Here is a 13,251-nt window from a genome sequence, read left to right on the forward strand (position 1 = left end):
GGTGATCGCAAGCGCGGAAACGGACAGCAGCGCCACTCGGCGTTTGACCCGCCGGACGCCGTTCGGAGGCGTCGGGCCCCTCCGAGGTTTCGCTGGACTCAACGTGCTCCCCTTTCCGACCGGGGGTGACCCCCGGACGCAAAGCGACGTCGCGCGGGATCCGATCAAGCGCACACGACGTCGGGACGGTTCGGAAGCTCGGCGGACACGTGGCGGCAACCATCGGGTCACGAGAGTGCCGACGCATGTTCGACCGGGCTTCCGGACCCTAGGGGCGGAAGCGCCGGGCGGGGCAGAGGAGGACTCGTGGTCTTTATAAAACCTTTACAAGCCCCTGTACAACATGCGCACTCGGCCGCCCGAGTCATGCCGATACGTCCGGCAAATCTGCCGGCTTTCGGCTCAACCGGAGGCGGGTCGCAGGGATACGGCGAGAACGGTCAAATCCTCGAAAGTCGCGTTGCCGGTGACCATCGTGGTGACGCCTTCGTGCACCCGGACCAGCGAGCGATACTTGGGCCCCTCGTACGCCTTCCACTGCTCACCGGACACGTCCCGGTTGCCCACGAGTTCGCCGCGCTTGCCCTTGTCCCGGACCAGTTCGTCGGTGAAGCCGTTGGACTGCTCGAGCGCGGCGTACTTGTCGTTGGGGTTGATGAACCCGATGTGCCACTTGGTCGCGTTGGGGTCCTGCCCCTGGTAGTCCACCGAGGTGGCCCGCCACCGCTGCTCCAGCCCCTGGGGGGCGAGCAGTTGGTACGGGGCATAGCGGGCCGCCTGCCGGAAGGACGGCTCGTAGGCCACCCGCCGGACCGGATCGCCCTCGCTGTGCGGAGCGACCAGGAACAACGCGCCGACCACCAGGCCGCACGCTCCCAGGGAAAGAACCATGTCCCGAACGGTCTGCCGACCCGACTTCTGCGCCACGGGAACATGGTCGCATTCCCGGCCGGCTCGATGTGCACGGCCTACCTGCACCGATAACACCGCCCACCGATAACATCGGGGCAATCCCGTTGGAACCAGTCCGGACCCGGGGCCGCGCAATCGCCGTGCCACCCGCACCGAAGGCTCACGGCTCCGGGGGATCAGGGCACCCCTCGTGGTTACGGACCGGTTCCCCTACAGGAAGGCCCGCCAGATGACGGACCAATCTGTACCTCCGCAGCTCGAAGTCGCGCCGGAAGCCCCGGATCGCAACCTCGCACTCGAACTCGTCCGCGTCACCGAGGCCGCCGCGATGGCGGCCGGCCGGTGGGTCGGTCGGGGCGACAAGAACGGCGCGGACGGCGCCGCCGTCAAGGCGATGCGCAGCCTGATCCACACCGTGTCGATGAACGGCGTGGTGGTGATCGGCGAGGGCGAGAAGGACGACGCCCCGATGTTGTTCAACGGCGAGCGGGTCGGCGACGGCTCCGGGCCCGAGTGCGACGTCGCCGTGGACCCGGTGGACGGCACCACGCTGACCGCCAAGGGGATGAACAACGCGGTCGCGGTGATGGCCGTGTCCGAGCGGGGCAGCATGTACGACCCCTCGGCCGTGTTCTACATGGAGAAGCTGGTCACCGGTCCCGAAGCCGCCGACGTGGTGGACCTGACCGCGCCGATCGCGGAGAACATCCGCCGGGTGGCCAAGGCCAAGCACAGCGCGGTCGAGGACGTCACGGTCTGCATCCTGGACCGGCCCCGACACGACTCGATGGTCAAGGAGATCCGCGAGGCGGGCGCCCGGATCAAGTTCATCACCGACGGCGACGTGGCCGGCGCGATCATGGCGGCCAAGGACGGCACCGGCGTCGACCTGCTGCTCGGCATCGGCGGCACGCCGGAAGGCATCATCGCCGCCGCCGCGATCAAGTGCATGGGTGGGGTGATCCAGGGCCGCCTGTGGCCCAAGGACGAGGCCGAGCGGGGCAAGGCGCTGGACGCGGGGCACGACCTGTCGCGGGTGTTGCTGACCGACGACCTGGTGCGCGGGGACAACGTCTTCTTCGTGGCGACCGGGATCACCGACGGCGAACTCCTGCGCGGGGTGCGGTATCGGGCGAGTACGGCGCTGACCTCGTCGCTGGTGATGCGCTCGAAGAGCGGCACGATCCGGCAGATCGACAGCCAGCACCGGTTGGCCAAGTTGCGGGCGTACAGCGCGATCGACTTCGACCACGCACGTTAGCCGTACGCGTTGGCCGTACGGCCGGGGTGATTGACCCGGCCTTCGGCCGAGCCGGCCTCGAACGCCGGCCGGGCTGTCGGATGGCCCGGTCGGCGCTTGTGCTCGCGCTTGTACTTGTGCTGGTGCCTGTCCCACTAATAGGCGCGGTTTTTATACCTGTTTGTGGGGATCCTCCTTGAGCACCGATCAAGGAGGCCCCGGATGAGCGCGCCGCGTGGCAGACATGCCAAACCCGCCGGAGGCAGCAGCCCGGCGGCGACCGAGGCCGCGCCCCGGCTCGGGCTGATCCTGGTCGGGCTGATGCTCGGGATGCTGGTCGCCGCGCTCGATCAGACGATCGTGTCGACCGCGCTGCCGACCATCGTCGGCGACCTCGGCGGGCTCAACCACCTCTCGTGGGTGGTCACCGCGTACCTGCTCGCGTCGACCGTGAGCACCCCGCTGTGGGGCAAGCTCGGCGACCTGTTCGGGCGCAAGAAGCTCTACCAGGCGTCGATCGTGATCTTCCTGATCGGCTCGGTGTTGTGCGGCATCGCGCAGGGCATGGTCGAGCTGATCGCCTTCCGCGCCATCCAGGGCCTGGGCGGCGGCGGGTTGATGGTGCTGTCCCAGGCGATCATCGGCGACGTGGTGCCGCCCCGTGAGCGCGGGCGCTATCAGGGCCTGTTCGGCGCGGTGTTCGGGGTGACCTCGGTGGCCGGGCCGCTGCTCGGCGGGTTCTTCGTGGACAACCTCACCTGGCGCTGGGTGTTCTACATCAACCTGCCGATCGGGGCGATCGCACTCGCGGTGATCGCCGCCGCGCTGCACACCAAGGAGGTACACACCCGGCCGAGCATCGACTACCTCGGCATCACCCTCCTGGCCGGCGGCACCACCTGTCTCGTACTGCTGAGCACGTTCGGCGGCACCACCTACCCGTGGGCCTCCGCGCAGATCGTCGGACTGGGCGTCGCGGCGGTGGTGTTGCTCGCCGGCTTCGTCGCGGTCGAGCGGCGCGCGGCCGAGCCGGTGCTCCCGCTGCGGCTGTTCCAAAACCGGATCTTCTCGGTGACCGCGGGCATCGGCTTCATCGTCGGCTTCGCGATGATGGGCGGACTGAGCTTCCTGCCGCTGTTCATGCAGGTCGTCAACGGCGCCACGCCGACCCAGTCGGGGTTGCGGCTGCTGCCGATGATGGGCGGTCTGCTGGTCACCTCGATCGTCAGCGGCCAACTGATCACCCGGACCGGCAAGTACAAGATCTATCCGATCGTGGGCACCGCGGTGATGGCGGTCGGGATGTTCCTGATGTCGCGGATGGACGAGTTCACCACCAGCGCCGCGTCCTCGCTCTACATGCTGGTCTTCGGCATCGGCCTGGGCCTGGTCATGCAGGTCATCGTGCTCGCCGTGCAGAACTCCGTGCCCTACGCCGAACTGGGCGTGGCCACCGCCGGTGCGACCTTCTTCCGCTCCATCGGCGGCTCGTTCGGCGCGGCGATCTTCGGCACCATCTTCAACAACCGGCTCTCGGTGCACCTGGGCGAGGCCGCCGCGCGCGGTCAGGGTCTGCCGCCGGGCGCCACCGCGGGATCCTCCTCGGCGATCAACCCGGCCGACCTGAACAAACTGCCGCCGGCCGCGAAGACCGGCTTCATCCACGCCTACGCCGAATCGTTGCAGACGGTGTTCCTGGCCGCCTCGGGCATCGTGCTGTTCGCGTTCCTGCTGTCCTTCCTGCTGCGCGAGGTACCGCTGCGCGAGGCGACCCGCGAGACCGAGCGCACCCCGCTGATGTCGCCGACCTCACGCAGCTCGGTGGACGAGATCGAGCGTGCGATGGCCCAGATGGTGCATCGGGAGAACGGCTGGTCGCGCTACGAACGGATGCTCGAACGCTCCGGCGTGGACCTGTCGGTGCCGTGTGCGTACGGGCTGGTCCGACTCGATCAGCTGGGTCCGATCTCGATCCCCGACCTGGCCTCGCGCATCCGCGAACCCGAGAACCGGGTCCGCCGGTATGCCGACGAGCTGACCTTCGCCGGGTACATCGAACGACTCGGCGAGGGCACCATGCAGTTGACCGCCAAGGGCCACGAGGCGCTGGACGCGCTGGTCGAGGCCCGGCGGCAGATCCTCACCGAGGTGATGGCGGACTGGTCACCCGAACAGTCCGAGGAACTCACCGCGTTGCTGCGCAAGCTGGCCCGGCTGACCACCGACACCCCGCGCGATCACATCGTCGGCGAGGCGGACAAGCACCCGAGCCGACCCGGGGTCGGCGGGGTCGATCGGGGTCTGCCGGACCGGCCGACTCAGTGATAGGCGCGGCGCCTGCGGACCGCGCCGTGTTCGTTGGGGGTCAGGCCGCCGCGCACGCCGATCTGGTTGGTCTCGGCCAACGCGCCGGCGCGGCATTCGAGCAGGACGGAACAGCGCGCGCAGACGCGCTTGGCGTCCTCCTCGCGGGCGAGACGAGCGACGACGGGCTCACCGGGATAACCGAGAAACACTTGCCGATCCCCCGTGGCGCACGCGCCGGCCGACGGGGGTGTCCAGCTCGCGGTGTGAGCGCCGCGGATTGTGTCCATCCGTTCCGTCACGCTGCTCTCCTCATGTCGGGCCGTGACATCGGGCGGTGACAGTCGCCTACCCGGGACGAACCGGCGCATGCGCCCCATTGCGACAAGGCGACGACAAGTAACCACAAGGAAACGTCAAGGAAGTCCGGGACGGGACGGGGGTGTTGGCCGGCCCACCGAGGCGAGCCGGCCACCGGCCACGAGACGCGGTTATGCCTTGCCGCCCCGAGTCGCGCCGATCTGCAGGGTCGGCTTGGTGACGTCCGCAAAAAAGTCTTCGCCCTTGTCGTCGACCACGATGAAGGCGGGGAAGTCCTCGACCTCGATCTTCCAGACTGCTTCCATGCCGAGTTCGGGGTATTCCAGGACCTCGACCTTCTTGATGCAGTCCTGGGCCAGCCGGGCCGCCGGGCCGCCGATGGAGCCCAGGTAGAAGCCGCCGTGTGTCTTGCACGCGTCGGTGACCTGCTTGCTGCGGTTGCCCTTGGCGAGCATCACGTACGAGCCGCCCGCGGCCTGGAACTGCTCCACGTACGAGTCCATCCGGCCTGCCGTGGTCGGGCCGAACGAGCCGGACGCGTAGCCCTCGGGGGTCTTCGCCGGGCCCGCGTAGTAGACCGCGTGGTCGCGCAGGTATTGCGGCATCGGCTGCCCCGCGTCGAGCAGTTCCTTGATCTTGGCGTGCGCGATGTCGCGCGCGACCACGACCGGGCCGGTCAGCGAAAGCCGGGTCTTGACCGGGTACTTGGACAGCTCGGCGCGGATCTCGTGCATCGGCCGGTTGAGGTCGATCTGGACGACCGCGTCGTCCAGGTCCTCGTGCGTGGTGTCGGGGAGGTACTTGGCCGGGTCGGTCTCCAACTCCTCCAAAAACACCCCCTCGGCGGTGATCTTGGCCAGCGCCTGCCGGTCCGCCGAGCAGGACACCGCGATCGCCACCGGGCAGGACGCGCCGTGCCGGGGCAGCCGGATCACCCGCACGTCGTGGCAGAAGTACTTGCCGCCGAACTGCGCGCCGATGCCCATCTGCTGGGTCAGCGCCAGCACCTCGGCCTCGAACTCCACGTCCCGGAAGCCGTGCCCCAGCGGCGAGCCCTGGCCGGGCAGCGTGTCCAGGTAGCGGGTGGAGGCGTACTTCGCGGTCTTGAGCGCATGCTCGGCGCTGGTCCCGCCGACCACGATCGCCAGGTGGTACGGCGGACAGGCCGCAGTGCCGAGCGAGCGGATCTTCTCGTCCAGGAAGCGCAACATGCTCTGCGGGTTCAGGACCGCCTTGGTCTCCTGGTAGAGGTAGGACTTGTTGGCGCTGCCGCCGCCCTTGGCCATGAACAGGAACTTGTACGCCTCGCCCGGCGTCGCGTAGAGCTCGATCTGCGCGGGCAGGTTGTTCCCGGTGTTCTTCTCGTCCCACATGGTCAGCGGGGCCATCTGCGAGTAGCGCAGGTTCAGCTCGGTGTACGCGTTCGCGATGCCGCGCGACAGGTGCTCCTCGTCCCGCCCGTCGGTGAGCACGTGCTGGCCGCGCTTGCCCATCACGATCGCGGTGCCGGTGTCCTGGCACATCGGCAGCACGCCGCCGGCCGCGATGTTGGCGTTCTTGAGCAGGTCCAGGGCCACGAAGCGGTCGTTGGCCGAGGCCTCCGGGTCGTCCAGGATCCGGGCCACCTGGGCCAGGTGCCCGGGGCGCAGCAGGTGCGAGATGTCGCGCATCGCGGTGCGCGCGAGCAGCCGGATCGCCTCCGGCTCGACGTTGAGGAACCGCCGCCCGCCCGCCTCGAACGTGGACACGCCGTCGGCGGTCAGCAGCCGGTACGGCGTGGTGTCCTCCCCCAGCGGCAGCAGGTCCGTGTAGGCGCTGAAGGAGTTCTCAGGGGCGGACATCGTGATCCTCACTAGGGCTCGGGACGAAGGCGGTGACGGGGCCGCCGTCCAGAGTAGAACGCCGCCAGCCGGTCACGGCTGCGAGGTGGCTCCCGGCGCCGGGCCCACGAACGCCGCCGGAGCCGGGGCGTCGGCCGCGCTCGGCTCCGGCCCGCCGTCGGCCCGCTCCGCCCGCATGCCGAGCACCACCCCCGCGCCGACCAGGAGCGCGCCGCCGAACTGCCCGAGCGTCGGCGCCCCGGTGCCCAGGGCCAGGCCGGACAGCGCCGCGGTCACCGGCACCAGGCCCATGAACAGCCCGGCCCGCTCCGGCTCGATCCGGGCCAGCGCCGAGTACCACAGCAGGAACGCCCCGGCGGTGAGCGGCAGCGCGAGGTAGCTCAGCGCCGCGAACTCGGCGCCCGAGGGCATCCGCAGCAGCGCCGTGCCGTCCACGCAGATCCCGACGAGCAACATCTGCGGAATCGCCATCGCGGTCGCGTAGGCGGCGATCCGCCAGGCCCCGAGCCGGGGCAACAGCGGCACCGCGATCAATGTGAAGCCCAGCTCGCAGAGCGCCACCCCGCACGCGAACACCAGCCCGAGGGCCGTGCCGCCGCCGAGCCCCTGCACGATCGCCGCCCCCGTGACGACGATCAGCGCGGCGCCCAGCACCGTTCGATTCGGCCGCCGGCCGCCGAGGGCGGGCGCGACCAGCACGAGCAGCAGCGGGGTGGCGCCCAGGATGCTGCCCACCGTGGCCGGGTCCGCCCGATCGAGGGCGGCGAACAGGCACAGGTTGAACAGCGTCTGCCCGCTCAGCGAGAGCAGCCCGAGTCGGGCCAGCTCGCGCCGGGTCGGCCGGAGCAGCGGAATCCGGCGCACCCGAAGCACGCCGAACAACACGAGCGCGGCCAACGCATAGCGGAGTAGTTGACCGCCGGTGACGGGATAGTCCCGCAGTACGGCGGAGACCCCCGCGGCGGCGCCGATCAGCCCCTGTGCGGAGGCCGCGCAGACCATGCCGACGGAGCGGGGGGACATCGAGGATGGCTTCACGTGACGTAACGTTAGGAAGCCGGTGGCTCCCTGGGCAGAGCCACTTCCGGGCCGAAAAACCGGACCACTTCCGAACCACTTCCGGACCGCTGCCAGATCACTCCGGATCGTCTCCGACCCGGTTCGACCCACCGCCGACCCACGCCCGGCCCAGCGCTTGCCCACCCCCACCCACCTCCGGGCCGACGACGGCCCACGACGAACCCACGACAACCCATCGCCCCGACGACAGGCCACCCCGTGCGCGAACTCCTCGTCCACCTGGACCGCTCCGCCGGTCGGCTCGGCGCCCAGGTGCAGTCCGGACTGCGGGCCGCGATCCGCTCCGGACGGCTGCCCGCCGGCTTCCGGATGCCCTCCACGCGCGCCCTCGCGGAGAGCCTGGGCGTCTCCCGGGGCATGGTCGTCGACGCGTACGAACAACTGGTCGCCGAGGGCTACCTGACCTCCCGACCCGGCTCCGGCACCCGGGTCACCACCGCCTACACCGCCCCGCACCCGGCCCACCCCGCCGACCCGGTCCCGGTCGGCCCGATCACCCACGACCTCAAGCCCGGCGTCCCCGATCTGGCCGCGTTCCCGCGCGCCGCGTGGCTGGCCGCCACGCGCCACGTGATGGCCACCGCCCCGCACACCGCGCTCGGCTACCCCGGCCCGTCCGGGGCGAGCGAACTGCGCGTCGCGCTGGCCGACTACCTCGGCCGGGTGCGCGCCGCCGAGGCCCGGCCCGAGCACATCGTGGTGGTCGACGGCGTGGCCCAGGGCCTGTCCCTGGTGTCCCAGGCGCTGCGCCGACTCGGCCGGGACGTACTCGCCGTGGAGGACCCCTCCAGCGACCGACAGCGCGGCATCTTCGACACCCACGGGCTGACCGTCGCCTACGCCCGCACCGACGCCGAGGGCCTGGACGTCGCGGCGTTGGCCCGCACCGGGGCCCGCGCGGTGCTGGTCACCCCCGCCCACCAGTACCCCACCGGCGTGGTCCTGTCGCCTCCGCGCCGCGCCGCCCTGGTCGACTGGGCCCGCGCGCACGACGGGTTGATCGTCGAGGACGACTACGACGCCGAGTTCCGCTACGACCGCGATCCGGTCGGCTGCCTCCAGGGTCTGGCGCCGGATCGGGTGGTGCACCTGGGTTCGACCAGCAAGGCGCTCGCCCCCGGGATGCGGCTCGGCTGGGCGGTGTTGCCCGCGCCGCTGATCGAGCGGATCCACGACCTCAAGACCAACGCCGACCTGGGCTCGGCCGTCCTCCCCCAGCTGACCCTGGTCCGGATGCTGGCCACCGGCGCCTACGAGCGCCACCTGCGGGCGATGCGCGCGCACTACCGGGCCCGCCGCGACGCGGTGGTCGAGGCGCTCGCCGAACACCTCCCGGCCGCCCGGGTGCACGGGGTCGCGGCCGGCCTGCATCTGTGCGTCGAACTCCCGCCCGGCGCCGACGAGTCGGCCACCGTACGGCGGGCCGCGGCGCTCGGCGTGCGGGTGGAACCGATGGCCGCGCTGCGGGCGTTCGCGCCGGGACCGCCCGCCCTGATCGTCGGCTACGCCGGGCTGTCCCCCGACCGGCTGCGCGAGGCGGTCCGGCTGCTGGCCCGCGCCGTACTCCCGGCCGCCGCCCACCCCGGTTAGATTGATTGTGTGGACAACAGCCCAGAGCGTCGATCCCAGCCGGCCGTACCCGAGTTGCGGGCGTCCGACGCCGATCGCGACCGCTGTGTGAACATCCTGCGGGACGCGCTCGCGGAAGGCCGGTTGACCGCCGAGGAGCACGAGGAACGATTGGACGCCGCGCTCGCCGCGAAGACGCACAGCCAGTTGGAGCCGCTGGTGGCCGACCTGCCGGTGCCCGGCGTCGGCCCGATCGTCTACCGGCCCGCGCCCGACTCGGTCACCGTGCCCGACCGACCCGCCCGGTCCAACATGTTCGCGTTCTGGAGCAGTTCCACCCGCAAGGGCCGATGGCGCACCGGCGAGAAGCTGAACGCGGTCGCGGTGATGGGCGGCGTGGACATCGACCTCACCGAGGCGGTCTTCGACGGGCCCGAACTGGTGATCAATGTCTTCGCGTTCTGGGGCGGCGTCGACATCCGGATCCCGGAGGGGGTCACCGTCCGCGATCACGGCATCGGCATCATGGGCGCCTTCGACGTGCGCGAGCAGTACACCGACGATCCACACGCGCCGGTCGTGGTGATCAAGGGGGTCGCCGTGATGGGCGGCGTCTCGGTGCGCGTCAAGCGCCGCAAGGACCAGCACAAGCGCGCGATCGACGACGACTTCCGGCGCGAACTCGGCCCCGACCGCTTCGGCCCCGACCGCTTCCGCAAGGACCCGGGCTGAGCGGCGCACAACAGCGGCACGGCCCCGGCCCGAGTTCCGGACCGAGGCCGCGCGCACGATTCGCCGTCCCGACGACTCGATAGGCGTCGTTCAGTAGGCGTCGTACGAAATCACCGAGTACGGCAGCGGCACCGAAGCCCCCGCCGTCCACCGCTGCCCGGCTGCCGGGCCGGCCGGCTGCTGGGTGATCGCGCCGGTGCCCGCCGTCGGCGCGGTGGCAACCAGCCCGGAGACCCGGCTGACCAGTCGGCCGGCCGCGTCCACGTCGAAGCGCAGGTTGTTCAGGTAGGCGCCGTGCGCGTCGTCGCAGCGCCAGATGCCCAGCCCGGCGCCGGCCGCCGTGGCCCCGCGGTTGTCCAGGCAGAACGCCGGGTCCTTGAGGCTGTGCACCTGCCCGGTGGCCGGGTTGCGCCACCACTTCTGGTTGGTGTTTCCGGTGCAGTCCCAGGCCAGCACCCCGGACCCGGAGGCCATCGTGCCGCCGTCGACGTCCAGGCACTTCGCACTGCCGCCCGCGACCTGCTCGGCGAAGCGCACCGACTGCCCGGGCTCCTTGACCCAGCGCTGCCCCGCCGAACCGTCGCATCCGGCCAGCACCAGCTTGGCGCCCAACGTCGCGTCCGCCGTCGCCGGCGCGACGCACAACGTCGGGGTGTCGACCGGCCGCAGTGTGCCCGTCGTCTCCACGAAGCGCTGGTTGCCGCCGCCGTTGCAGTCCCACAACACCAACGCGGTGCCCGAACTGCGGCCCCCGCCCAGCGGATCCACACACCGGTCCTGGCTCAGCTCGGTGTGCAGCGACTGGTTCGCCGCGTCGTACCAGAAGCCCTGGTTGCGCCCGCCGTGGCAGGCCCACAGGTCCACCGGCGTGTAGTTGCGCGACGAGAACCCGTACGCGTCCGCGCACAACCCGGTGCCCTCGTTGCGCAACTGCCGGAAGTCGGCACTGAGCACACCCTGGTACAACACGGGCGTCCCCGTACTTGCCGAATCCGCGCAACCGGCCTGACTCCAGCCGGAGTTGTAGAGCTGCGTCAGACACGACGCGAAGGCCAGATGCCCCCGGGCGTTCGGGTGGAAGCTCTGCCGCGTGGTATTCGGGTCGAACACGTTCGGATTGGCGAACCACAGTCCGCGCGCCCACGTGTTGTCCATGCACACCTCGTGGCCGTGGAACAGCCGCGAGTTGTCCAGGTAGGTCACCCCGGTGTTCGCGGCGGCCTGGCGCTCGGCCCGTTCGAAGATCGGCACCGCCTCGTTGCGCCCCCACGCCGCGTCGCGCAGGTAGCCGAGACACCCACCGCCGTACCAGCCGGGGAAGTTCGGGTTGTCCTCGACGTCCGGGGAGATCGGCGACGGGTAGCCCATCAGTACGAGCCGGTAGTCGCCACTCCGGTAACCCGCGTCCGCCATCGTGGTCTTCAGGTCGCGGACGGTCTGCTCGACCTTGGGCCGCATCGCGTCCGCGCGCGCCTGCCAGCCCGCCTGGTAGGTGCCGTAACACTCGCCCTGGAAGAACACCCGCCTGGTCACACAGTCGGTCATGGTCGGCCCGAACTGGATGTCGTCGTTGGCCCCCGCGACCAGCAGGATCAGCTGTACGCGCGTATTGCGCGCCTTGATCGCCAGGTTGTCCGACTGCACCAGTTCGTCGGCGTACTGCTTGTTGCCGCCGATTCGGATATTGCCGGTGGACGCGCCCGAGCAGGCGACGTTGTAGGTCACGTCGGCCGGGATCCCGGTCTTGTGGATCGCCGAGTCGGGCGAACGATGGCACCAGTTGTCCGGCCCGTCGGTGCCGGGTTCGTACACCCCGACCCCCTCGCCGGCGATCTCACTGTCGCCGAGCGAGATCAGCGAGGTCTTGCGCTCGGCCAACGGCCGGACCCCGGTGCTCCCGTACAGCGCCTGGGCCTCGCTCTGCCGGATCGCCTCCAGTTGCGGGGACAGGGCGGTGGCCGCGGGCCCCGCGGGGGCGGCGACGGCCGACCCGTTCGCGGTCAGGCCGCCGGCCAGACCCACCACGGTCGCCAGGAGCGCCACCGGTAACACCTTGTTGCGCACACGCTCGAATGTGGACATGCACCCTCGCCTTCATGGCTTGGAAGGAACACGCACGAGCCGCCCAAGGGGGATCTGGGCACTGTGGAGCGAAAGAAAGCTACCGGTGGGTAGCGGGGAATTGAAGGGACTTGTCGGACAGGCTTGCCGCCCGGCCGGCCGGATCCGCGCCGGCGACGGCCCGCCGGGCCGGTTGCCCTATCGTGGTGAAGCCGGGGGCCGGCCGTCCGCACGCACTCGACAGGTGATTGCCATCAGCACTCGTACCCCGACGTTGTCGCAGCTCAGAGCCTTCTCCGCGGTGGCCGACCACCTGCACTTCCGGGATGCCGCCGCCGCGGTGGGCACCAGCCAGCCCGCGCTCTCGGGGGCGATCGCCGCGCTGGAGGAGACGCTGGGCACCCAGCTGGTCGAGCGCACCACCCGCCGGGTGCTCCTCACTCCGGCCGGCGAGCGGGTCGCCCGGCACACCCGCCGGGTGCTCGACGCGCTGGCCGATCTGGTCGACGAGGCGGAATCGGCCCGGCGCCCGTTCACCGGGCCGCTGCACCTGGGCGTGATCCCGACGGTGGCGCCCTACGTACTCCCCGCGCTGCTCCGCCTGGCCCGCGAGGAGTATCCCGACCTCCAGCTCTACGTACACGAGGAGCAGACCGGCTCGCTCCTGGACGGGCTGACCGGCGGCCGACTGGACCTACTGCTCCTCGCGCTGCCCTCGGGAATCGCCGGGGTCGAGGAAATCCCGCTCTACGAGGAGGACTTCACCCTGATCGTGCCCGAGGGCCACCCGCTGGCCGGGCGTACCGACGTACCCCGCGCCGCCCTGCGCGGCCTGGACGTACTGCTCCTGGACGAGGGCCACTGCCTGCGCGACCAGGCGCTGGACGTATGCCGCGAGGTGGGCGCGACCGAGGCGGGCGCGACCCGCGCGGCGAGCCTGCCCACCCTGGTGCAACTGGTCGCCGGCGGCCTGGGGGTGACCCTGCTGCCGCAGACCGCGATCGACGTGGAGACCAGGCCGGGTTCCCAGCTCGCGGTGTCCCGGTTCGCCGCGCCCGCCCCGTACCGGCGGATCGGCCTGACCATGCGATCCAGCACGGGCCGGGGTGCGGAGTTCGCGGACCTCGCGGTGGCGCTGCGCCGCGCGGTCGGCGGTCTGCCGGTGCGCGTGGTGCGCTGACCGCTGCCGCT

Annotated in this window: 10 protein-coding genes; 5 read left to right on the plus strand and 5 right to left on the minus strand. The window is 70.9% G+C overall.

All coding sequences use genetic code 11. The features are described from left to right. Positions 1 to 402: 402 nt before the first annotated feature. The gene (locus ABIA38_RS23360) at positions 403 to 927 is read right to left on the minus strand and encodes a DUF4245 domain-containing protein (RefSeq protein WP_424640722.1); all 525 of its coding nucleotides are present in this window, start codon (positions 925 to 927) and stop codon (positions 403 to 405) included. A 214-nt stretch (positions 928 to 1,141) separates the two neighbouring features. Here ABIA38_RS23360 and glpX point away from each other — a divergent pair, with 214 nt between their 5' ends. Together glpX and ABIA38_RS23370 are read left to right on the plus strand one after the other, a co-directional pair. Then, the gene (glpX, locus tag ABIA38_RS23365; protein WP_424640723.1) at positions 1,142 to 2,173 is read left to right on the plus strand and encodes a class II fructose-bisphosphatase; all 1,032 of its coding nucleotides are present in this window, start codon (positions 1,142 to 1,144) and stop codon (positions 2,171 to 2,173) included. Between the two features lie 201 nt (positions 2,174 to 2,374). Continuing rightward, complete coding sequence (locus tag ABIA38_RS23370; RefSeq protein WP_424640724.1) at positions 2,375 to 4,477, plus strand: MFS transporter; 2,103 nt, start codon at positions 2,375 to 2,377, stop codon at positions 4,475 to 4,477. On the opposite strand, the gene ABIA38_RS23375 is transcribed toward ABIA38_RS23370, so the two are convergent. From ABIA38_RS23375 to ABIA38_RS23385, 3 genes are all read right to left on the minus strand, one after another. Continuing rightward, entirely contained in the window at positions 4,471 to 4,836 is a 366-nt protein-coding gene (locus ABIA38_RS23375) for a WhiB family transcriptional regulator (RefSeq protein WP_424640725.1), read from the minus strand. The two genes, ABIA38_RS23370 and ABIA38_RS23375, sit on opposite strands and share 7 nt — an antisense overlap. 111 nt (positions 4,837 to 4,947) lie before the next feature. Next, positions 4,948 to 6,618: a fumarate hydratase gene (locus tag ABIA38_RS23380; protein ID WP_424640726.1), complete on the minus strand. Its 1,671-nt coding sequence runs from the start codon at positions 6,616 to 6,618 to the stop codon at positions 4,948 to 4,950. Between the two features lie 72 nt (positions 6,619 to 6,690). Next, a complete protein-coding gene (locus tag ABIA38_RS23385) occupies positions 6,691 to 7,641 on the minus strand; it encodes a DMT family transporter (protein WP_424640727.1) in 951 nt (316 codons plus the stop codon). Positions 7,642 to 7,896: 255 nt separating this feature from the next. On the opposite strand from ABIA38_RS23385, the gene ABIA38_RS23390 reads away from it, so the two are divergent. Then, a complete protein-coding gene (locus ABIA38_RS23390) occupies positions 7,897 to 9,288 on the plus strand; it encodes a PLP-dependent aminotransferase family protein (RefSeq protein ID WP_424640728.1) in 1,392 nt (463 codons plus the stop codon). 9 nt (positions 9,289 to 9,297) lie between these two features. Then, on the plus strand, positions 9,298 to 9,999 hold the full coding sequence (locus tag ABIA38_RS23395) for a DUF1707 SHOCT-like domain-containing protein (protein ID WP_424640729.1): 702 nt from the start codon (positions 9,298 to 9,300) through the stop codon (positions 9,997 to 9,999). 90 nt (positions 10,000 to 10,089) lie between these two features. Here the strand turns inward: ABIA38_RS23395 and ABIA38_RS23400 are convergent, their stop codons facing one another. Next, a complete protein-coding gene (locus ABIA38_RS23400; protein ID WP_424640730.1) occupies positions 10,090 to 12,081 on the minus strand; it encodes a ricin-type beta-trefoil lectin domain protein in 1,992 nt (663 codons plus the stop codon). Between the two features lie 226 nt (positions 12,082 to 12,307). On the opposite strand from ABIA38_RS23400, the gene ABIA38_RS23405 reads away from it, so the two are divergent. Then, positions 12,308 to 13,240, plus strand: a complete 933-nt coding sequence (locus tag ABIA38_RS23405; RefSeq protein ID WP_424640832.1) for a LysR substrate-binding domain-containing protein — start codon at positions 12,308 to 12,310, stop codon at positions 13,238 to 13,240. The last annotated feature ends 11 nt before the right edge of the window (positions 13,241 to 13,251 follow it).

This window comes from Embleya sp. AB8 (assembly GCF_049739465.1).
Lineage (GTDB): Bacteria > Actinomycetota > Actinomycetes > Streptomycetales > Streptomycetaceae > Embleya.

Excerpts from the sequence above, each read along its gene's own strand:
- glpX (WP_424640723.1), top strand. The coding sequence starts at position 1,142 with ATGACGGACCAATCTGTACCTCCGCAGCTCGAAGTCGCGCCGGAAGCC.
- ABIA38_RS23370 (WP_424640724.1), top strand. The coding sequence starts at position 2,375 with ATGAGCGCGCCGCGTGGCAGACATGCCAAACCCGCCGGAGGCAGCAGC.
- ABIA38_RS23375 (WP_424640725.1), bottom strand. The coding sequence starts at position 4,836 with ATGGGGCGCATGCGCCGGTTCGTCCCGGGTAGGCGACTGTCACCGCCC.
- ABIA38_RS23380 (WP_424640726.1), bottom strand. The coding sequence starts at position 6,618 with ATGTCCGCCCCTGAGAACTCCTTCAGCGCCTACACGGACCTGCTGCCG.
- ABIA38_RS23385 (WP_424640727.1), bottom strand. The coding sequence starts at position 7,641 with ATGTCCCCCCGCTCCGTCGGCATGGTCTGCGCGGCCTCCGCACAGGGG.
- ABIA38_RS23400 (WP_424640730.1), bottom strand. The coding sequence starts at position 12,081 with ATGTCCACATTCGAGCGTGTGCGCAACAAGGTGTTACCGGTGGCGCTC.